Here is a 21,018-nt window from a genome sequence, read left to right as displayed (position 1 = left end):
AAGATACTTCAGCCCGGTGCCACGCCCGGTCCGATTGCCGGAAGGCGCAACCCTTGCTGACTCGCCGGCAGATGCCAACACGCATCGTAGCCCACACCGGCCAGATAAAGGCCACTGGCGGAAAAAGTGGGGGCTCCCAGTCGCCGGTCCTGCCCTGCCAGCAGTTCGCCGACCCATGGTGGATCGCGCCGGCTGCACCCGACCTCCACCAGCGCGCCGATGATGTTGCGCACCATGTGATGCAGGAAGGCGTTGGCCGTCAGGTCAAACATTATCCAGTCGCCCTGGCGCATCAGCGTCAGCCCGGACAAGGTGCGTACCGGACTGCGCGCCTGGCATTCCGACGACCGGAAGGCGGAAAAATCATGCGTGCCGATCAGCGCGGTCGCGGCGGCCTGCATACGGACCTCGTCAAGCGGTCGATGAAACCAGCCGGCCAGAGTCGCCGACAGCGCCGGACGGACCGGATGGTTGTAAAGGCAGTAGCGGTAGCTGCGCGAATGCGCCGAAAAACGTGCGTTGAAGTCGTCGGCGACCGGTGTGGCCCAACGCACGGCAACCGACGGCGGCAGCAGCGCGTTGCAGCCGCGCACCCAAGCCGTGTCCGGACGCATCGCTGAGGTGTCGAAATGCACCACCTGAGCGGTCGCATGGACACCGGTATCGGTGCGACCGGAGGCCTGCACGCGAAGGGGATGCGCCGCGATGGCGGACAAGGCGGCTTCCAGCGTGTCCTGCACCGTCAGGCCGATCGCCTGCGATTGCCAGCCGCGAAAGGCCGATCCGTCGTATTCGACACCCAGCGCAATGCGCACGTCAGGCCCAGTGCCAGACGACGAGCATGCCGGCGGCAGCGAGCAGCACGACACGATCCGTCGCGGCCAGCGGTGCACACGCCTCGACCGTCAGAGGCGTTCCGCTGTCGCCGTCTTCCAGCCAGGAACGCCAGTTGCGCCCGGGCACCTGGTGGTCGATTTCGTGCAGGACGAGTTGCAGGCGCAAGGCGAAGCTTCCGGGCGACGGATGATCCGCCGACATCGGATGAACCAGTCGGTGAATGGCCCCGGTGAGCCGTGCCGGCGTCAGCCGTTCGAGCAATACGGCAACGGCAGCGGCCATGCCGATCAGCTTGCTCATGGCAGACAGGCTAGCCAGCAGGCCTTCGACACTCGGGCCCGCCGGGAAATCGGGTACCAGCAGACGCCCGGGCGTGGCGAACGCAAAGGTGAGCAGGACGGCCAGCAACAGCCAGCGCAGACGGCGCAGCAGGCGGAGGAAGCGGCGTGGGGCGAACAGGAGGGCGCCGGTGATCGACAGGCCTGACCACAGCTCATGCCAGGGCGAGCCTGCCGCCTGCCCGGCAAGCAGCCAGAACAGCCAGAGCGCGAGCAACGTAGCCGCATGCAGTCGCGGCGCGGCAGGGTCAGTATCGGTAGCGTACATGGGGACGACGCAGGAACATTGCGTCAAGCATAGCGCCGGGCGGGGCCCGGGCGAACAGGGCAGGCGAGCGAATTTTCAGCCGGGACGCGGGTATGTGTGCTGCGCGGGCGGGATCGGCCCGCAGGCCGATCCATCTGCTGCAATGTCCCGTTCAGGCAAGTTTCGCGAGCATTTCGCTCGCCTGCGACTGCTGGTCCGTCGTGCCTTCGCGCACGACTTCCTGCAGCAGCTCGCGCGCACCTTCCTTGTCGCCCATTTCTTCGTAGGCGCGCGCCAGCTCCAGCTTGGTCTCCGCCTCTTCGGCTGCCGTCTGCGGCGGCTCTTCGGTCGCGAGCATGTCTTCCGGGTTGATCACCGTGGATACCGAGGACTCGCTCAGGTCCGGAAGTGCCTGCGGCGCGGGTTCGTCGAACGCCTGCACCGCATCGCCGACCACATCTGTTTCCAACGCATGCAGAGGGTCGCCGACGATGTCGGTTTCAAGCGTAGACGGATCGCCCAGATCGAGATTGATGTCTGACAGATCGATCACGGGTTCAGCCGTCGCCTGAGCCGGCGCGTCCGATGCGTCGAAGTTGAAGTCGATCAGATTCCCTACGTCGGTGCGTTCCAGATCGACCACCGCACCGCTGGCCGCGGCATCCGGATCGTCGCCCGCCGCCGGCAACGACAGATCAAGATCGAATCCCTGCGAGGACTGGGCAAGGGCTTCCGCCGTGTCTGCGACATTCTTTTCAAGAACGACGGTGCTGACGTCCTTCTTCGGATCGTCCGAGGTGAAGTCGAGACCAAGGTCGAAATCAAGCGAAGAATCCGCGTCCGACTCTTCACCCGGCTTGGTCATTGTCGTGGCGACGCCGACCACTGGCGCTTCCGCCAGCGGCTCCGCGGACTGGATGTCGAGATCGAAATCGAGATCCGTATCGACCTTCGCTGCCGGCACTTCCGGGGCACCGAGGTCGAGCTTGTTCAGATCCAGCGCAATCGTGGGTTCGCCGCCTGATGCGAGCTGACCGATGTCACCCGGCAACGTCCAGGTATCGCGCATCTTGTCGGCGCCCGACACGACGACGGTAGCCGCCATCGACGCCTGTTCGTCAAAACCGTCGTCCGGCGCCTCGTCGCCGCCGCCGTAAAGCGGATTGGTCGGGTCAACCGAGCGACCCAGCAAGGCCGCCTTTTCCCAGTCTGCGCCACGACCACCGGTCTGCGCATAGAGTTCGGTGGCCATCGTTTCGAATGGCTTGACCGATTTCCGCTGAGCGTAGATTTCGAGCAGCTTCAGATGGATTGCGTGACGGCTCGGCTCGGTCTTCAGCGCTTCGAGCAGGATTTCTTCCGCCTGCGCATCGCGCCCGTAAGCCATGTAAACGTCAGCTTCGGCGACCGGATCAACCCCTTCGTCGGCATCGATCGACGACAGCGAAGACTGGCTGAAATCGGTCTGGATCGAACTGGCGCTGGTATCGACGCTCTGGCCACCACCCGTTGCACCGATCACCGACGATGCGGCAGGCATTGCCTCGAGACCGGCTGTGGTCGAAGGCGTTGCGTCCGGCAGGGGCTGGCGGGCCTTTGACTTGCGATAGCCGAGGTAACCCAGGACGAGCAGCAACACGGCCCCCAGTCCGCCCAGCGTCTTGGGATCGGAGAACAGCCCCGGCTGTTCAGGTTCGGGGGCGGGTTCGGGCACCGGAGCAGACGCGGCGACCGGCGGCACGGGTTCCGCCCTGGGCGGCTCGATAGCCACCGGAGGCTCGGCCGGCTTTTCCGCCGGCTCCTCATCGGCCAGCGCCACCAGATCCGGCACTTCCTTGTCTTCGGGCTTCGCCGCATCGGCAGCGAGATCCGGCACCGGCTTTTCGGTCGGTACGACGACGGGCGCCGGAGCGGGAACGGGAACGGGCGTCGGCGGCGCTGCCGCCTGCTGCTGCGCCTGCGCCATCGGGGTGTTTTTCAGTTCGACCAGCTTCTGCAACTCACGCACATTGCGTTCGAGATCGGCCAGACGGCTGTTGGCATCCTTGAGAGCACGGTCCTTGGCGACCACCTCTTCTTCGAGCGCGCTGATCTTGCGGTCGCTTTCGGCAGCGGATTTTGACACCCGGACCTGATCCGACGAAGCTGCTGCCGACGGTGCGCGATCGTCGACCCGCGCTTCGATCCTGCCGGACGCGGCGCGGCTGGCCGTGTCTGCCGCAGACGGAGCATCGGCCACGGCGCCCGCCAGGCGGGCGCGGTAGGCCGCGAAGTCACTGGTCTGGGCCATCACGATCTTGCGCGCTTCCTGCGGCGACACAGCCTGCGCGGCCGTCTGATCGGGAATCGAGAGAATGCGCCCGGCACGCAGGCGATTCATGTTGCCGTTGTCAAAGGCTTCCGGGTTGGCCTGAACCAGCGCCACGAGCATCTGGTCGAGGCTCACGCCGGCAGGAATATGCTCGCCGGCGATACGGCTCAGCGTATCGCCGCGCTTTACTTCATAGATGTTGTCGGCAGGTGCACGCGTCGGCGCGACCGGCGCCCTGGTCGCTGCACGCGGCTCTGCACTCTTGACGACGACCGGCTCAACCGGCGCCTGTCGCGGCATGTCGGCCGGATCGAGCAGGAAGGTGTATTCGCGGACCAGCTTGCCGGACGACCAGTTCAGCTCGATCAGGACATCCAGATAAGGCTCGTTGACGACCCGCTCGCTGGTCACGACCAGCACCGGGCGCGACCCGCGTTTTTCAACTGCGACCTTGACGCCGCTCAGACTGGTGGCGTACTCGACGCCGGCCTGCTTGAAGGCGCTTGGCGGCGCGAGCCTGGCGGTCATCGAAGCCAGTTCATCCGCATTGGCGGACAACTCGACTTCTGCTCGGAGGGTCTGTCCGATAGCGGACTGAACAGTGAGTTTGCCCAGACCGGCTGCACCGGCTGTCAGCGGAAGCGCTGACAGCAACGCGGTCAACAGGCGGATCGAATGTTTTTTATCGCTATGACGCACCGCGTTTTCCTCGCGCGCTAAAACCCAAATCTCAAAATAACATCATGGTCTTAGCACTGCAAGCTAAACAGTCGCTTTATGTTGCGATACTGTCTGCTACGACACATCGCGCATTGAGCGCGATGGGTCGATGCGTGGTCAGGCTTCGATCAGGATGCGCAACATGCGCCGGAGCGGTTCCGCGGCGCCCCACAGCAACTGGTCGCCGCACGTGAATGCACCGAGATAGTCCGGCCCCATATTGAGTTTGCGTACGCGACCGACCGGAATGGTCAGCGAACCGCTGACCGCCGCCGGCGTCAGGTCGCGCATGCTGTCCTCACGATGGTTGGGGACAAACTTCACCCAGGCATTCGCTTCGCGGATCATGCTTTCGATCTCGTCCAACGGCACATCGCGGCGCAACTTGATAGTGAGCGCCTGCGAATGACAGCGCATCGCGCCGACGCGAACGCAGATGCCGTCGATCGGGGTGATCGCAGATCCCGTGCGACCGAGGATCTTGTTGGTTTCAGCCTGTCCCTTCCACTCTTCCTTGCTCTGGCCGCTGTCCAGCTCCTTGTCGATGTACGGGATCAACGAGCCCGCCAGCGGCGCGCCGAAATTCGCCGTCGGGAAGTCGGCATTGCGCAGGCTGTCGGTGACGGCACGATCGATGTCGAGGATGGCCGACGAACTGTCCTTCAGCATCGGCGCGGCAACGCCGTGCAAGGTGCCCATCTGCGCCAGCAGTTCGCGCATGTTCTGCGCGCCGGCACCCGATGCCGCCTGGTAGGTCATGGCGCTCATCCACTCGACCAGACCGGCCGTGAACAGCGCGCCGACGCCCATCAGCATCAGGCTGACGGTGCAGTTGCCACCGATGTAGTTCTTCACGCCACCGACCAGACCGGACTTGATCACGTCCATGTTGACCGGGTCGAGAATGATGATGGCGTCGTCCTTCATGCGCAGCGCCGACGCGGCGTCGATCCAGTAGCCCTTCCAGCCGGCGGCACGCAGCTTCGGAAACACCTCGTTCGTGTAGTCGCCGCCCTGGCAGGTGATGATGATGTCCATCTTCGCCAGCTGGCCGACGTCGGCCGCATCGAGCAGCGGCGCACTGCCCTGCCCCACGTCCGGTCCGGCCGCACCGACGCTGGACGTGGTGAAGAACACCGGCTCGACCAGCGAAAAATCGCCCTCTTCACGCATGCGCTGCATGAGTACCGAACCCACCATGCCGCGCCAACCCACCATACCCAGCTTCAACATTGTCTTGCCCTCTGAGCGTTACAGCGCCGCGATGACCGCGTCGCCCATGTCCTTCGTACCCACGCGCTGCGTGCCGGCTTCGTAGATGTCACCGGTGCGCAAGCCCTGGGCCAGCACCTTGCGCACCGCATTTTCGATGCGCACCGCGTTCGCTTCGTCCTCGCCGCTGTAGCGCAGCAGCATCGCCGCCGACAGGATGGTCGCCAGCGGATTGGCCACGCCCTTGCCTGCGATGTCCGGCGCCGAACCGTGGCTGGGCTCGTACAGCCCCTTGTTGTTCGCGTCCAGCGAAGCCGATGGCAGCATGCCGATCGAGCCGGTCAGCATCGACGCCTCGTCCGACAGGATGTCGCCGAACATGTTGCCGGTGACGATCACGTCGAACTGCTTCGGCGCCTTAACCAGCTGCATCGCGGCGTTGTCGACCAGCATGTGCGACAGCTCGACGTCCGGATAGTCAGCAGCCATGGCCGTGATGACCTCGCGCCACAGCTGGGTGCATTCGAGCACGTTCATCTTGTCGACCGAACAGAGCTTGCCGCCGCGCTTGCGCGCCGCTTCGAAGGCGACGCGCCCGATACGGCGGATTTCCTCTTCAGCGTAGATCATCGTGTTCCAGCCGACACGCTGACGGCCCCATTGCGTGTCGCGCTCCTCGATGCCGCGCGGCTGGCCGAAGTAGATGTCGCCGGTCAGTTCGCGCACGATCAGGATATCCAGTCCGGACACCACCTCGGGTTTCAGCGACGAGGCATTCGCCAGTTCCGGATACAGGATGGCCGGCCGCAGGTTGGCGAACACGCCCAGTTCGGCGCGGATGCCGAGCAAACCGCGCTCGGGGCGCTGTTCGCGCGGCAGCGTGTCCCATTTCGGACCGCCGACCGCGCCGAGCAGGATGGCATCGGCTTCGCGCGCCAGCTTCGACGTCGCTTCCGGATAGGGCTTGCCGGTGGCGTCCACCGCGCAGCCGCCGAGCAGCGCCTGTTCGAATTCGATCTTCAGACCATCGCCGCGCAGCGCTTCGAGCACGCGCAGCGCCTCGGCCGTGATCTCGACGCCGATGCCGTCACCGGGAATAACGCAGACTTTCAATGGACGCTCCAGAGTTCAGGCAAACAGCCAGGGTTGTTCGATGCGGCGACGGGCTTCGAAATCGCGGATCTTGTCCGCCTGACGCAAGGTCAGGCCGATGTCGTCGAAGCCGTTCAGCAGGCAGTACTTGCGGAAAGCTTCGACATCGAAGCGGATGACGTGGCCGTCCGGCCGGATCACCGTCTGGCTTTCCAGATCGATGCGCAGCCGGTAGCCCGGTGTGCCGGCGCACTGCAGGAACAATTGTTCCAGTTCGGTCTGCGGCAGACGGATCGGCAGCAGGCCGTTCTTGAAGCAGTTGTTGAAAAAGATGTCGGCGAACGTGGTGCCGAGGATGGCGCGGAAGCCGAAATCCTCGATCGCCCAGGGCGCGTGTTCGCGCGACGAGCCGCAACCGAAGTTTTCGCGCACCAGCAGGATGCTGGCGCCCTGGAAACGCGGCTGGTTCAGCACGAAGTCCGGATTCAGCGGCCGCTTCGAATGGTCCTGCCCCGGCTGGCCGACATCGAGATAGCGCCATTCGTCGAACAGCGTCGGGCCAAAACCCGAACGCTTGATCGACTTCAGGTACTGCTTCGGAATGATGGCGTCGGTATCGACGTTCGCGCGGTCGAGCGGCGCGACCAGTCCGTCAAGTGTGGTGAAAGGATTCATTGCGTGATTTGCCTGGGTTCTTTCGCTGACTTTGCGCTGGTAGTTGCTATTTCGCCGACTTCTCGATGGCTTCGCCACCCTTCCTGATGTCCTTGCCCAGTCCTTCGACTGTGTTGCAACCCGCCAGCAGCAGCGCCATGGCGCTCATGCACACTACGATCAGCTTCATGCCCACTCTCCCGGATTCTCAAACGACATCGCGCACATCGGCGAAACGGCCGGCGATGGCCGCCGCCGCCGCCATCTGCGGACTGACCAGATGGGTGCGGCCGCCGGCACCCTGCCGACCTTCGAAATTGCGGTTCGAGGTCGAGGCGCAGCGCTCGCCCGGATCGAGCCGGTCGGCATTCATGCCCAGACACATCGAACAACCCGGCTCGCGCCACTCGAAGCCGGCCGCCTTGAACACCTTGTCCAGCCCTTCGGCTTCCGCCTGCGCCCGGACCAGACCGGAGCCCGGCACCACCATCGCCAGCTTGACGTTGTCGGCGATGTGCCGGCCCTGCACCACCTTGGCGGCCGCGCGCAGGTCTTCGATGCGCGAATTGGTACAGGAACCGATGAACACCTTGTCGATCCGGATCTGATCGATCGGCGTGCGCGGGGTCAGCCCCATGTACTGCAGCGCGCGCGCCACGCCTTCGCGCTGCACCGGATCGGCGAAATCCTCGGGCGCCGGCACCTGGCCGCGGATGTCGGTCACCATTTCGGGCGACGTGCCCCAGGTGACCTGGGGCGTGATGCGGCGGGCATCGATGTCGACCACGCGGTCGTGCTGTGCGCCGTCGTCGGATTTGAGCGTGCGCCAGTACTCGACCGCGCGGTCCCACTGCTCGTCGCGCGGCGCAAACGGCCGCCCGCGCAGGTAGTCGATCGTGGTCTGGTCGACGGCCACCATACCGGCCCGCGCACCGGCCTCGATCGCCATGTTGCACAGGGTCATCCGGCCTTCCATCGACAGCGCGCGGATGGCCGAGCCGCCGAATTCGATCGCATAGCCGGTGCCGCCGGCGGTGCCGATCTGGCCGATCACGTACAGCGCGATGTCCTTGGCACTGACGCCGCGGCCCAGCTCGCCTTCGACCCGGACCAGCATCGACTTCGATTTCTTCTGCAGCAGGCACTGCGTGGCCAGCACATGCTCGACTTCCGACGTGCCGATGCCCTGCGCCAGACAGGCGAACGCGCCGTGCGTCGAGGTATGCGAGTCGCCGCACACCACGGTCATGCCGGGCAGCGTCACGCCGTTTTCCGGTCCGATCACGTGCACGATGCCCTGCCGCTTGTCGCGATAGGGAAAGTAGGCCAGCGCGCCGTAGGTGCGGATGTTGTCGTCCAGCGTTTCGACCTGGGCACGCGAGGTCGGGTCGGCCACCGACAGATCCGAGCCGTCGGTCGGCACGTTGTGATCCGCGGTCGCCACGATGGAACCCGTGCGCCAGGGCTTGCGACCGGCCAGACGCAGGCCTTCGTAGGCCTGCGGACTGGTGACTTCGTGTACCAGGTGGCGGTCGATGTAGAGCAGCGTCGTGCCGTCGTCTTCGGTATGCACGACATGGCCGGACCACAATTTGTCGTAAAGCGTTTGCGCCATTGAAACGATTCCCGCTGATCAGCCAAACCGGAGATTATAACCGGCCGGCGGGCGCTCAGCCGTGCCCGGGCGCGCTTTCCGGGCGCCACATCCAGCGCAGCAAGGCGTAGCCGGCAACCGCGAACAGCGCACTGACCGAGAACGCCCAGGCGCCGCCCAGCGGTGCCCACATCCAGCCGGCCAGCAAACCGCCCACCATGCCGCCGGCGCCGAATGACACGCTGCCATACAACGCCTGCGCCCGCGCCTGCTGGCGCGCGTCGAACCACTGGTTCAGCGCCGCCACCGAGCCGGCATGAAAGGCGCCGAAGGTCAGGCCATGCAGCAGTTGCGCGCCGATCAGCCATAGAGGTGCGGTGACCGCCCAGCCGATGACCGCGAAGCGAAGCACCGCCGCCATCAGCGCCACCAGCAACAACGCGCGCAGCGTGAAGCGGCGCAGCAGCCATGGCATGCACAGGAAAACGCCGATCTCGGCCAGCACGCCCAGCGTCCACAGCCCGCCGATCACCCGCTTGCTGTAACCGTGTTCGTCGAGATGGATCGAATAGAAGACATACAGCGCGCCATGCGCACAGCTCATGAAGAAGGCCGCACCGAACAGCCCTGCGACCGGACGGCTCCGCAGGATGGCACGCAGCGACTGCGTGGCCGCCACAGCGCCGGCGTGCACCGGCGCCTCCGGCACGCACATCGCGAACAGGAAGATGCCGGCCAGCAACAGGCTGCAGGCCCACAGCACGGCATCCAGGCCGGTACGCTCGAGCACATCGCCCAGCACCAGCACCGTGACGACAAAGCCGACCGATCCCCAGACCCGTATGGCGCCGTAGCGCGACACGCTGGACTTCAGGTGTTCCAGCGTCAGCGCTTCCACCAATGGCAGCGACGCGCTCCAGAAGAAGGACATCAGCGCCATGGCGACGAAGACGCCGATGAACTGGTCGGTGGTGAAGAAGATCAGGAAGCCGGCCAGACTGGCCAGGCCCGCCGCACGCACGATGGGCACCCGGGCGCCGATGCGGTCGGCCAGCCAGCCCCACAGGCTGGGCGCGAGGATACGCATGACCTGCATCAGCGACATGACGATGGCGATGTCGGCCGCGGAGAAATGGATGGAAGAAAGGTAGAGACCGAAGTAGGGCGAAAAGGCGCCTACAAAGGCGAAATAGAAGAAGTAGTAGGCGGACAGGCGCCAGTAGGGGAGCGACATCGGCGAAGTCTACCCGAGGCGCCGCAGCGGCGGACCGGCCGGCCACACGATCGCCGACGCCGGTGTTCAGGGCCGGTCAGCGCGTGCCGTGCTGGAGCTGGATGACGCCCTCACCCACCCGCTGCGCGATCAGGTCGGACTGGATGCCTTCGCTGTAGCTGACGATCTGGTAACCGGCATAGCCGCCGGCACGGGCCAGTTGTTCGGCGCGCCGGTTGAACACCATGCGCGCCTCGCCCTCGCCGCCGGAGCGTATGCGCACCTTCTTCATGCCGAGGTAGTAGGTGTCTTCAGACAGTTTGGCCTCGTCGATGGACCAGTTCGGCGCCATCGGGTCGAGAACCAGATAGGCCACGTAGGCGGCGCCGGCAAAATAGATCAGCTTTTCCGCCGTGGTGGCGTAACCGGGCGTCAGCTGCAGTCTGGTATTCGGAATGACCGACCCTGAATTCGGCAGCGTACGGTCGAGCGACGTACAGGCTGCCAGCAGGCAGGGGGCGATCAATGCGAGCAACCGGAAATTCATGGCGCGCCTCAGATGTAGTTGAACAGCGACAACCCCGACACCTTCAGGAAGGACTGCTGCGCCGCCTGCAGATAGGTCTGTTGCTGCGTCAGCCGGCTGATCGCCTCGGTGTAGTTCAGGTCGCGCAGGTCGGCCAGTTGCGACTGGAACTGCAGGTCGACATCGGCACCCAGCGAATTCAGCGCATCCAGTTCGGCCGTACGCGCACCAATGCGCGAGCGCACGGTGAGCAGGGCTTCCTGCGCCTGATCAATATTGCCTATCGTGGCCGACAGCGTGTTGTTGAGTTTCGCAATGGCGACCGGATTGCCGTTGGTGCCGGCTTCCAGCGCCAGTACCATGTCGGAGATCGTTTCGAATACGCTCTGCGTGGCGCTGCGGTCGAGCGAAAAGCTGTCGCCGGTGGCCGGCGAACCGGTGATCGAGAAGCGCGCACCGAGGTCGAAGGCCGGCTCGGCGCCCTGCGATGCCAGCGTGATCGTGTCGCCCTCGACATAGGTCCGCGGGTACGGCGCGGCACCCGGCGCGGCGCCGGTCAGCATCGAATTGCCCGAGGTGTTGTCGATGATGTCGTAGGTGGTGACGTTGTTGGTCACATCAAACACGATGTTGAAGCTGCCGCCATTGGTCGTGGCGTTCCAGTCGACGCCGCTGGTCACGCTGCCCAGATCACTGACTGCGCTGCCGGTGTTGCCCGCGCCGGGGCTCATCGTGAAATCGCCATTGCCGGTGCGCATGCGCATGAACACCATGCTGCCCGAATCACTGACTGCGATGCGCCGGGCGGAGCCGACCTGCGCCTCGCGCTGGCCATCGTCGCCGGCGTAGGTCACGCCCGCCTCGATGCTGCCGGCGAACGGCTGGGTATCACTGCGATAGCCCGAGAACAGGAAGTCGCCGAAGGCATCGCGCGAATTGGCAACCCCCATCAGCCCGGCGAAGCTGCCCCGGATGTCGGTGGCGATCGATTTCAGGTCGCTGTCGCTCAGTGCTCCATTGCCGGCCTGGATCAGACGTTCGCGGATCGATGCGATCAGATCGCCGGCGGTGGAAATCTGCGACTCGGCAAAGCCGAGCGCGCTGTTGGCATCGCGCCGGTTCACGGCGTGCTGGTCATTCATGGCCTTGATCTGGTCGATCTCCAGCGCCGCCGCCGAGGCAACCGGATCATCGGACGGCGCAAGCACCCGCTTGCCCGATGACATCTGTTGCTGGGTACGGAACAGGTCGGCGCTCTGACGGACCAGACCCGAGGTGCCCGCTTCATAGACGGTATTGGTGGATATGCGCATCAGGATTCTCCTCAGCGACCGATCTGTAACAAGGTATCGAACAGGCGACTGGCCAGTTCGATCATCTTTCCGGCGGCCTGATAGGCCTGCTGGTAGCGCAGCAGGTTGGCTGCTTCTTCATCGAGATTGACGCCGGACAACGATTGCTGCGACTCCTCGACGCGCGACAGCAGCACCTTCTGGGCTGTCTGGTTCACCTGCACCTCACGCGCCTGGGCGCCGACGGACGCCACCATCTGGGCATAGGCACCCTGGAATCCGGTCGTTCCACCGGCCAGCGTGTTGCTGTTCTGCAGCGCCGCCAGTTCAAGCAGGTTGCGGTTGTCGCCCTGGCCACTGCTGTTGGGCGCGATGGTGAAGGTGTCGCCATTGCGCGGCAGACCGGACAACTGGAAGGTGAAGCCGCCCTGACCGGCAAAGGTGAAGCTCTTGCCGGCCGACTCGGTCGCCGGGTTGTAGGCAATCGTGCCGCCGGGGCCGCCCGTGACGTTGAATACGTTTGCCGTGGCGTCGAAGGTCAGCGTGATCGGGCCGCCGAGCGGCAAGCCGGTGGTCGAGCTCACGGCGCCCGCGCTGATGCTGCCGTTGCCGGTATTGGCCAAAGCCGCCGTGGTACTGATCGGCATCGCCAAAGCCAGCATGCGCGGATCGGTGATGACGGTGCGGATATCCGAGCCGCCATTGCGGGTCGGCTGGATCAGGAAGCTGTCACCGGCGGCCAGCGTGGTCGCCCCCGAATCGAGTGTAAAGCCTTGCGGGCTGCCGGCCGGGGGCAAGCCGCCCAGGGTCGCGGCCGACCAGCTCTGGTTGTCCGACAGGCGGGTGAGTGTGTACGTCGCACCGTCGAAATTCAGCCGATAGTCGCTCGTGGTGAGGTCCGACGAGTTGCTGATCGTCACATTCACCAGTGCAGCGGCCACCGTGCTGTTGGTGTTCGCCGGCAGCGCACTGCCCGCGAGCACGTTGAATACGTTGGTGCCCAGCGCGCCGTTGAGATCCTGACCCAGCGCATGCTGCGAATTGAACTGCTCGGCCACGCCGATGGCAATCCGGCCGAGTGCGTTCTGCGCTTCGTCGAGGGTTTCGCGGCGGAAAGCGAGCAGGCCGCCGAGCTTGCCGCCGGTGATGGTGTCTTCCTGCAGCCGCAGCACGGCGCCGCCGGGCGCGGTGTAGGTGACTTCGGTGCGACTGGCGTCCTCCACCGAAGGCGATGCACTCAGCCTGAAGGCACTGCCACCCACCACGACGGGCTGGCCGTTGCCGATGAACAGGTTGATCGAGCCATCACTCTGCTGCAACTGGGTTACGCGGACCAGTTCGTTCAGTTCGGTGATCAGCCGCTCCCGCGCATCGAGCATGTCGTTGGCGAGCCGGTTGGACCCGGTGGTCGATTCGGCGACCGCGATCTGGTCGTTGTAGCGGGCGATCTGCGAAGCGAGCTGGTTGATTTCTTCGACCGAACCGGAGATTTCGCCGTTCAGGCCGGTGCGGATCTGTTCAAGCCGCGCATCCAGCGCATTGAAGCGGGCGGTCATTGATTGGGCGGCCGAAATCGCCGACTGGCGCGACGCCAGCGAGGTGGGAGATGCCGATACGCTCTGCAGGGCGTCGAAGAAGTTGGACATCGCGGGCGACAGGCCGGCTTGCGGATCGGCCAGAAGGTTGTCGAGTGCGGCGATCTGGTCGGCGTAGGCACCGTATTCCGCGCTCTGGGTCTTGGCTTCCATCACCTGGGCGGTCAGGAACTGGCTATAGATGCGCCGCACCGTCTCGACCCGTGCGCCCTGTCCGAGGAAGCCGCTGCCGGTCAGCTGCGGATCGTTGGTGCCGAGCACGACCTGCTGCCGGGTGAAACCGGGCGTGGCCGCGTTCGAAATGTTGTGACCGGTCGTGATCAACCCTGCCTGTGCGGCGTTCAGTCCGGTGATCCCGATGTTGTAGAGCTGCGTTCCCATGATGTGTCGTCTCGTTCAGAGTGCTTACGACCCATCTAAGCAAAACCTTTGCCAGCTTTTTTTATTTCCGTCACACGGGCCTGCAACAATTCGGCTCATGACCGGGACAATCGACCGCATACGCAGCACTGACGTGCCTTCCAAGACAATGGCCGGGCGCGCGGAAATGGTCCGGCGCAGTGACCGGCTCGACCCGCTGACCCGCGTGCTGCTGATTGTGGTGGATGGGCGGCAGGACTTTGCCGCCCTGTTTGCCGCCCTCGGCCGCCCCGCTGCCGAGGGCCCGCGTCTGCTTGCCGCCGCCGCAACGCTGCTCGAACTCGGATTGGTCACGCTTGAACGTCGGGACACCAATGGCGGTACGCCACCGCGGCGCTCACTCGCCATTGCCCGCCTGTATCTGATGGAAGCCATGGAGCGCGCCCTGCGCGGAGACACCGCACGGATCAAGCCCGCGTTGCGTGCAGTGACCGACGAAGCCGCACTGCACGAGGCAATCGATGTGTGCGTACGCGCCCTGCGCGAAGCGGGCGCCGAAGGTCAGGCCGATCTCATCCGGAAACGCTGTCTTGAGTTGCTTCCTTGATGCGCCGCCCCGAATCGCCGGGTTCAGTCAATGACTCATTCGGCCAGCGCCGAACGCAGCAGCGGACCGTTGATGATGCGTTCCAGCTTGGCGCCGTACATGGGGTCGGTCGCATAGCCCGACTGCTGCAGGCCGCGCGCGAAGCTGCCGGCGTCCTGCGCGCCAACCACGCGCGCGTAGCGCGGCTGTTCGAGAAGCAGCTTTGCGTAGTCGGCAAAGCTTTCCTCGTAGGAGCCGTAGCGACGGAAGGCGCTGTCCTCGCGGGTCCAGCGGCCATCCACGAATTCACTCGCCGACACCTTCACGGTCTGGCCCTGCCAGCTGCTGCCAGCCTTGATATTGAACAGGTTGTGGCTGGCCGCGCCATCGGATGCCGACAGTTCGGCGCGTCCCCAGCCGGTTTCCAGTGCAGCCTGGGCAACCAGGAACTGGGCCGGAATGCCGGTTGCGCGACTGGCCGACAGCGCCGCCGGCCACACACGTTCTACAAAGGCCCGCGCGTGGGCCGGCACGTTCGGACTGCTGACCGGCGGCTGTTCCGCGGCCAGACCCGCCAGAACCGATTCAGCCGGCGTTGCCGCGCTGCCCTGCAAAGTCTGCCTGCGCACGGCAGACATTGCCGTCGCCGGCATCATCGCGATGCCGGAAAACTGCGCCGCGTCGGACAGCGGCTTGAGATCGATCGGCAGCGACGTGTCGGCGCTGCGGGCATTGGCGGACAGCTGACGCTCGAGCACCTGCGCCAGCCCTGTGCCCCCACCTTCGCTCATCACCTGGGCCCACTGCTGGTCGAGCATGTCCTGATACATCTTGCTTTCCTGCCCGCCGAACAGTTCGTCGCCGGGCGACGCCTCGCGCATCGACTTGATCACCACCTGCAGGAACATGGCCTCAAACTGCTTGGCCGCCGCCTTCAACGCCTCCGGCGAGTTGTCGCGCGAGGCGCGACGCAGCACGTCCAGCCCGCGTACATCGGCCGCCAGCGAAGTGAGGCCGCTGTTTTCCATCAGATCACTTCCAGTTCGGCGCGCAGCGCACCGGCGGCCTTCATCGCCTGCAGGATGATGATCAGGTCCTGCGGATTGGCGCCCAGCGCATTCAGCGCACGCACCACCTCGGACAGGTTGGCCCCCTTCTTCACATTGATCAGCGCACTGCCTTCCTGCTGGATATCGATCTGGTTGCGTTCCGCGACCACGGTCCGGCCACCGGACAGCGGGCCGGGCTGGCTGATCACCGGCTCGGCGGTCACCGTAACCGTGAGGTTGCCATGCGCGACGGCACAGGTATCCAGCGTTACTGCCTGGTTCATCACGACCGAACCCGTGCGCGAATTGACGACCACCTTGGCCGCCTGCTGCGCCGGCGTCACGTCGATATTCTCCAGCCGGCTCATGAATGCGACACGCTCACCGGGATCCACCGGTGCCCGCACGCGGATCCGTCTTGCGTCGGCAGCCACCGCCGTCCCCGGCAACATTTCCTTGTTGATGGCATCGACCATGCGCTGGGCCGTGCCGAAATCGGTCGTATTGGTTTCAAGCTCCACGAACTCGCCCTCGCCGACGCTGGTCGGCACCGCGCGTTCGACGGTTGCCCCGCCGGCAATGCGGCCGACCGACAGATGATTGACGGTGACCGAAGCGCCACCCGCTGAAGCGCCCACGCCGCCGACCACCACATTGCCCTGGGCCATGCCGTACACCTGGCCGTCGGCACCCTTCAGCGGTGTCATGACCAGCGTACCGCCACGCAGGCTTTTTGCATTGCCCATCGACGACACGGTGATATCGAGCGCCTGCCCCTGTCGCGCAAAGGGCGGCAGGTTGGCGGTGACCATCACGGCCGCCACGTTCTTCAGCTGCAGGTTCTGTCCGGGCGGCAGCGTCACGCCCAGATTGCCCAGCATGTTGATCACGCTCTGCACGGTAAACGGCGTTTGCGTGGTCTGGTCGCCCGAGCCGTCGAGGCCGACCACCAGACCGTAGCCGATCAACTGGTTGTTGCGAACACCGGCCAGCGTCGCGAGGTCCTTGATGCGCTCGGCGTGTGCGGGCGCCATGGAAAGCAAGGCAAGCAGGAGAAAAGTCGTTATCCGTTTCATGGCAGTTCGCCCTCCGGGCGTGGCATCTGAGGCAGCGTCAATCGTGTTTATACGTTGCCCGGGCCGCTTTCGATGGCCGGAAAAGATGGCAAAAACCGCGCCTGGCATGTCGCTTCAGAGCGGCATGAAGGTGAGGAAGAAGCGCGCCAGCCAGCCCATCACTTGCGCTTCGTCGATATAGCCATTGGCGCGGTACTCGATGCGCGCATCGGCAACCTGGGTTGACTGCACGGTATTCGCGCCGGAAATCTGGGTGGAATTGACGATGCCCGAGAAGCGGATGAACTCGTTGCCCTGGTTGATCGCAACCTGCTTCTCGCCGGACACAAGCAGATTGCCATTGGGCAGCACTTCGATCACCGTGACCGTGATGGTGCCGGTGAAGTTGTTGTCAGCCGACGACGCTCCCTTGCCGGAGAAGGCATTGGCGCTGTTGGCGGCCACCGTGGCGCCCTGCAGGCTCTTGCCCGGCAGGCCCGCGATGGTCGGCACGCCCATTTCGACATCCTGCGTGCGGTTTGCCGTACTGGCCGACTTCTTCGCCGCCTGCGTGCGTTCGCTGATGTTGATGACCAGCGTATCGCCGACATAGCGTGCCCGGCGATCCTCGAACAACGGACGCGCGCCGCCGGACGGCTGGAAGATGGCGCCACTGTTGAGCACATAGTCGGTCTTCAGCGGCGGCCGCGCGGTCATCGGCTGATGCACCGCGGTGGGCGGCGTATTGACGCAGCCGGCCAGCATGATCGCCACCAGCAACACAGTGACGAAACCGGCGGCGCGGGCGATCTGCTGGATGCGTACGTTGTTCATGACGGATTCTCCACGGGTCATTGGCGCGACCGATCAGAGCTGGGTGAGCCGGGCCAGCATTTCGTCCGAAGTCTGGATGGCGCGCGAATTGATTTCGTATGCCCGCTGGGTCTGGATCATCTGCACCAGTTCCTCGACCACATTGACGTTCGACGTTTCGACGAAGCCCTGGTTGAGCAGGCCGGCGCCGTTGGTACCCGGTGTGTTGGGCGTCGGCGTGCCGCTCGACGCGGTTTCGACGTACATGTTTTCACCGACGCTCTGCAGGCCGCCGGTATTGACGAAGGTCGCCAGCTGCAACTGACCGATCTGGGTCGGCGCAGCCTGCCCGGCCTGCAAGGCGCTGACCACGCCATCACGACCGATGGTCAACGACACCGTGTCGGGCGGAATGGTGACCTGCGGCTGCACCGGAAAGCCGCTGGACGTGACCATGACGCCCTGCGCGTCCTTCTGGAAGGAGCCGTCACGGGTGTAGGCCAGCGTGCCGTCGGGCATCTGGATCTGGAAGAAGCCCTCGCCCTGCACGGCGACATCGAGCGAATTGCTGGTCTGCTGCAGATTGCCCTGGGTCTGGATGCGCTGGGTCGCCACCGGGCGCACGCCGGTACCGATCTGCAGGCCTGAAGGAATGGTGTTCTGCTGCGTGTTCAGGGCGCCGGGCTGGCGCATCGTCTGGTACAGCAGATCCTCGAACACGGCGCGTGCACGCTTGAAACCATTCGTGCTGACATTGGCGAGGTTGTTGGTGATGACATCGAGCTGGGTCTGATGTGCATCCATGCCGGTGCGGGCTATCCACAGCGAGCGGATCATGGTCGTATTCTCCGGTTATCGGTTGGACAGCAGCTGGGTCGCCGCCTGGTCATCGCGCTCTGCCGTGGTCAGCATGCGCGTCTGCATTTCGAACTGGCGCGACAGCGAAATCATCGCCACCACCTGATCCACCACATTCACATTGCTGCCTTCGAGAAAACCACCGGCAACCCGCACGTTCTGTGCCTGCGGCACCGCGCCCGGCGTGGTGACGCGGAACAGGCCGTCATCGCCACGCTTGAGTGTGGCTTCGGGCGGGTCGACCAGCTTGAGCCGGCCGATCTGGTTGACCTGATTGACGCCACCGGTGCGCTGCACGGCGGACAGGGTCCCGTCCGCGCCGATGGTCACCTCGGTATCCGGCGGCACGGTGATCGGGCCCGTTTCTCCCTGCACCGGAATTCCGTTGTGGTTCTGCAGCACGCCGGTCGGGCTGATCTGCAGATGACCGTTGCGGGTATAGGCCTCGGTGCCATCGGGCATGGCCAAGGCGAACCAGCCGCTGCCCTTGATGGCAACGTCGTAGGCACCGCCGGTCTGCTGCAGCGGGCCGGGTGTGAAATCGTTCTTGACGCTGGCATCCACCACGAAGGCGCGCGAGGCGAACGCTTCGGTCTGCATGGGCACGGCACGCAGCCGGTGCTCTTCGGCGCGATAGCCGGTACTCGACGCGTTCGCGAGATTCTGCGCGACCGACGCCTGGCGCTCCAGCGTCCATTTGGCGCCGCTCATCGCGGTATAGATCAGGCGGTCCATGGTGGGTCCTCAGCGGCGGTCAGCGCAGGTTGACCAGAGTCTGCATGATCTGGTCCTGCGTCTTGATCGACTGTGCGTTGGCCTGGTAGGCACGCTGCTGCGTGATCATGTTCACCAGTTCGGCAGTCAGGTCGACATTGGAATCTTCCACCGCCGCCGGCTGCAGGCCGCCGCGGTTGCCGGAGCCCGGTGCGCCGATTGCAGGCGGGCCGGAGAAGGACGTTTCTGCCCAGCCATTGCTGCCCAGTTGGGTCATGCCGTCCGGATTCTGGAAGGTCGCCATGACGACCTGACCCAGGTTGCGTGACTGGCCGTTGGTGTAGCGCCCCTGCAGCACGCCTTCCGGCGACACGCTGATGCCGGACAGGCGGCCGGAGGCAAAGCCGTCCTGGGCCACTGCGTTGACGCTGAAGGCGGAGCCGAACTGGGTCGAACCCGTCAGGTCGAGGTCGAACGCCAGCGGACTGGTTGCACCGGTGGTGATGGCGAACGACTGGGGCAGCGTGTTCGGGCCGACCAGACCGCCATTTGAATTGAAAGTGACAGCCGTGGCCGCGGTCGCCGCGCCACCGTCGAGCGCGGTGTGCACGTTCCACTGGTTCGGCGTCGCGGTCTTGACGAAGTACAGGGACATGATGTGCGAATTGCCCAGCGAGTCATATGACGTCAGCGAAGTCGAATAGGAGAAGCTGGTGGTGTCGGTCGGCGAGAACACCGGATTAGCCGGCGCGGCGAGACGCGAATCGAGATTGACCGCCAGATCGGCCCCCACGGTGGCACGCGGCTCGCCGCCGCTCAGTGCGGTGTCGATGCGCAGGTCAATCGGCGCGGTCACGATGATGTTGTCGTCGGCATCCACCCCGTAGCCGGTCAGGCGATAGCCGGACGGATTCACGATGTAGCCGCTCTTGTCCACCGAGAACTGGCCGTTGCGCGTGTAGATCGTCGAGCCGTTGTCGCTCACGCGGAAGAAGCCTTCACCGTTGATCGCCAGATCGAGCGGATTGCTGGTGACCGTGATGTTGCCCTGGGAGAACTGCTGGGCCACGCCGATGACTGTGGCGCCGATACCGATCTGCGCCTTGCCGCCTCCGCCCAGTGTCGAGGCGTACAGGTCGGAAAACTGGGCCGACGACTGCTTGAAACCGACGGTGGTCGAATTCGCCACGTTGTTGCTGATGGCATCGAGTGCCTTGGACGCGATGTTCAGTCCGGAAAGTCCTTGCTGGAAGGCCATGATTCAACTCCCGATCAGTAAATTTGCTTGATGTCGTTCATCGAGACCAGCGACTGCTGGCCAACATTCAGACGGGTCTGGCCGCCACTGCGCTCCACGCTTTGCACCACGGCAAGTTCGAGCGGCGTGGTGACCAGCTTCTGCGTGCCCTGGATGGCGCTCACAGTGAAGGAGTACTTGCCATCCTCAGCAACTGCCGTGCCAGCCATGTCCGTACCATCCCAGACGAACTGGGTGATACCGGCATCGCGGGCATCCAGATTGATTTCTTTGACCAATACGCCATTGGCACCCTTGATCGATACCGTGACGCGATCCGCCGGCGAGGTCAGCTCGATGCCGCCCAACGATTTGCCATTCACCAGTTCCAGCGCCGACCCTTCGACCAGCACCGCATGGCCGACCAGCGCTGCGGCCTGCAAGTGCTGCGAGTCGGCGGAACTGCTGGTGAGCTTTTCCAGCGTGCTGTTGAGTTTGCTGATGCCATCCACCGTACTGATCTGTGCCAGTTGAGAGGTGACCTGTGCGTTGTCCATCGGATTGAGCGGGTCCTGCATCTTGAGCTGCGTCGTCAGCAGCATCAGGAAGCGGTTCTGCGCCTTGTCGATTTCCGAAGTCGCCTTGGTCTGCGTGGTGTTCAGCGAGCTGTAGATATCTGCCGCCGAAGTATTGCCTGTTGAATTGACTGCCATGA

General features: G+C 64.6%; 20 protein-coding genes. 1 reads left to right on the top strand and 19 read right to left on the bottom strand.

Going from position 1 to position 21,018, the window contains the following annotated elements:
- Window positions 1-8: 8 nt before the first annotated feature.
- From truA to flgK, 12 genes are all read right to left on the bottom strand, one after another.
- Window positions 9-815: a tRNA pseudouridine(38-40) synthase TruA gene (gene truA, locus Q8Q80_RS01995; RefSeq protein ID WP_305631327.1), complete on the bottom strand. Its 807-nt coding sequence runs from the start codon at window positions 813-815 to the stop codon at window positions 9-11.
- Window position 816: 1 nt separating this feature from the next.
- Complete coding sequence (locus Q8Q80_RS01990; protein ID WP_305631326.1) at window positions 817-1,443, bottom strand: hypothetical protein; 627 nt, start codon at window positions 1,441-1,443, stop codon at window positions 817-819.
- Window positions 1,444-1,594: 151 nt separating this feature from the next.
- Entirely contained in the window at window positions 1,595-4,261 is a 2,667-nt protein-coding gene (locus tag Q8Q80_RS01985) for a FimV/HubP family polar landmark protein (RefSeq protein ID WP_305631325.1), read from the bottom strand.
- A gap of 309 nt (window positions 4,262-4,570) precedes the next feature.
- Window positions 4,571-5,686 (bottom strand): aspartate-semialdehyde dehydrogenase, encoded by a 1,116-nt coding sequence (asd, locus tag Q8Q80_RS01980; protein WP_305631324.1) that lies wholly within the window; start codon window positions 5,684-5,686, stop codon window positions 4,571-4,573.
- 18 nt (window positions 5,687-5,704) lie between these two features.
- A complete protein-coding gene (gene leuB / locus Q8Q80_RS01975) occupies window positions 5,705-6,778 on the bottom strand; it encodes a 3-isopropylmalate dehydrogenase (protein ID WP_305631323.1) in 1,074 nt (357 codons plus the stop codon).
- 15 nt (window positions 6,779-6,793) lie between these two features.
- Complete coding sequence (leuD, locus tag Q8Q80_RS01970) at window positions 6,794-7,432, bottom strand: 3-isopropylmalate dehydratase small subunit (protein WP_305631322.1); 639 nt, start codon at window positions 7,430-7,432, stop codon at window positions 6,794-6,796.
- Window positions 7,433-7,478: 46 nt separating this feature from the next.
- Window positions 7,479-7,601, bottom strand: a complete 123-nt coding sequence (locus Q8Q80_RS01965) for an entericidin A/B family lipoprotein (RefSeq protein WP_305631321.1) — start codon at window positions 7,599-7,601, stop codon at window positions 7,479-7,481.
- An 18-nt stretch (window positions 7,602-7,619) separates the two neighbouring features.
- Window positions 7,620-9,026 carry a 3-isopropylmalate dehydratase large subunit gene (gene leuC / locus Q8Q80_RS01960; RefSeq protein ID WP_305631320.1) on the bottom strand — a complete coding sequence of 469 codons (1,407 nt, stop codon included), beginning with the start codon at window positions 9,024-9,026 and terminating at the stop codon, window positions 7,620-7,622.
- 55 nt (window positions 9,027-9,081) lie between these two features.
- Complete coding sequence (locus tag Q8Q80_RS01955) at window positions 9,082-10,239, bottom strand: MFS transporter (RefSeq protein ID WP_305631319.1); 1,158 nt, start codon at window positions 10,237-10,239, stop codon at window positions 9,082-9,084.
- 76 nt (window positions 10,240-10,315) lie between these two features.
- A complete protein-coding gene (locus Q8Q80_RS01950; protein ID WP_305631318.1) occupies window positions 10,316-10,765 on the bottom strand; it encodes a hypothetical protein in 450 nt (149 codons plus the stop codon).
- Window positions 10,766-10,773: 8 nt separating this feature from the next.
- A complete protein-coding gene (flgL, locus tag Q8Q80_RS01945; protein ID WP_305631317.1) occupies window positions 10,774-12,057 on the bottom strand; it encodes a flagellar hook-associated protein FlgL in 1,284 nt (427 codons plus the stop codon).
- A gap of 11 nt (window positions 12,058-12,068) precedes the next feature.
- Entirely contained in the window at window positions 12,069-14,012 is a 1,944-nt protein-coding gene (gene flgK / locus Q8Q80_RS01940) for a flagellar hook-associated protein FlgK (protein WP_305631316.1), read from the bottom strand.
- 133 nt (window positions 14,013-14,145) lie between these two features.
- Between flgK and Q8Q80_RS01935 the strand changes: the two genes are divergently transcribed.
- Entirely contained in the window at window positions 14,146-14,598 is a 453-nt protein-coding gene (locus Q8Q80_RS01935) for a hypothetical protein (protein ID WP_305631315.1), read from the top strand.
- A gap of 35 nt (window positions 14,599-14,633) precedes the next feature.
- Here the strand turns inward: Q8Q80_RS01935 and flgJ are convergent, their stop codons facing one another.
- The 7 genes from flgJ to Q8Q80_RS01900 all read right to left on the bottom strand — a co-directional run bounded on the left by flgJ (window position 14,634) and on the right by Q8Q80_RS01900 (window position 21,016).
- Window positions 14,634-15,605 carry a flagellar assembly peptidoglycan hydrolase FlgJ gene (flgJ, locus tag Q8Q80_RS01930; protein WP_305631314.1) on the bottom strand — a complete coding sequence of 324 codons (972 nt, stop codon included), beginning with the start codon at window positions 15,603-15,605 and terminating at the stop codon, window positions 14,634-14,636.
- On the bottom strand, window positions 15,605-16,702 hold the full coding sequence (locus tag Q8Q80_RS01925) for a flagellar basal body P-ring protein FlgI (protein WP_305631313.1): 1,098 nt from the start codon (window positions 16,700-16,702) through the stop codon (window positions 15,605-15,607). The genes flgJ and Q8Q80_RS01925 overlap by 1 nt, the downstream gene beginning before the upstream one ends.
- 114 nt (window positions 16,703-16,816) lie before the next feature.
- Entirely contained in the window at window positions 16,817-17,515 is a 699-nt protein-coding gene (locus tag Q8Q80_RS01920; RefSeq protein WP_305631312.1) for a flagellar basal body L-ring protein FlgH, read from the bottom strand.
- A 33-nt stretch (window positions 17,516-17,548) separates the two neighbouring features.
- The gene (gene flgG / locus Q8Q80_RS01915; RefSeq protein WP_305631311.1) at window positions 17,549-18,331 is read right to left on the bottom strand and encodes a flagellar basal-body rod protein FlgG; all 783 of its coding nucleotides are present in this window, start codon (window positions 18,329-18,331) and stop codon (window positions 17,549-17,551) included.
- A 15-nt stretch (window positions 18,332-18,346) separates the two neighbouring features.
- Window positions 18,347-19,087: a flagellar basal-body rod protein FlgF gene (gene flgF / locus Q8Q80_RS01910; RefSeq protein WP_305631310.1), complete on the bottom strand. Its 741-nt coding sequence runs from the start codon at window positions 19,085-19,087 to the stop codon at window positions 18,347-18,349.
- Between the two features lie 19 nt (window positions 19,088-19,106).
- The gene (gene flgE / locus Q8Q80_RS01905; RefSeq protein ID WP_305631309.1) at window positions 19,107-20,324 is read right to left on the bottom strand and encodes a flagellar hook protein FlgE; all 1,218 of its coding nucleotides are present in this window, start codon (window positions 20,322-20,324) and stop codon (window positions 19,107-19,109) included.
- Window positions 20,325-20,338: 14 nt separating this feature from the next.
- Window positions 20,339-21,016: a flagellar hook assembly protein FlgD gene (locus tag Q8Q80_RS01900; RefSeq protein WP_305631308.1), complete on the bottom strand. Its 678-nt coding sequence runs from the start codon at window positions 21,014-21,016 to the stop codon at window positions 20,339-20,341.
- Between the last annotated feature and the right edge of the window lie 2 nt (window positions 21,017-21,018).

Origin of the sequence: Methyloversatilis sp. (genome assembly GCF_030698125.1) — a bacterium.
Lineage (GTDB): Bacteria > Pseudomonadota > Gammaproteobacteria > Burkholderiales > Rhodocyclaceae > Methyloversatilis.
Note: the sequence above shows the minus strand (reverse complement) of the source record. Positions and strands in the feature narration are given on the sequence as shown.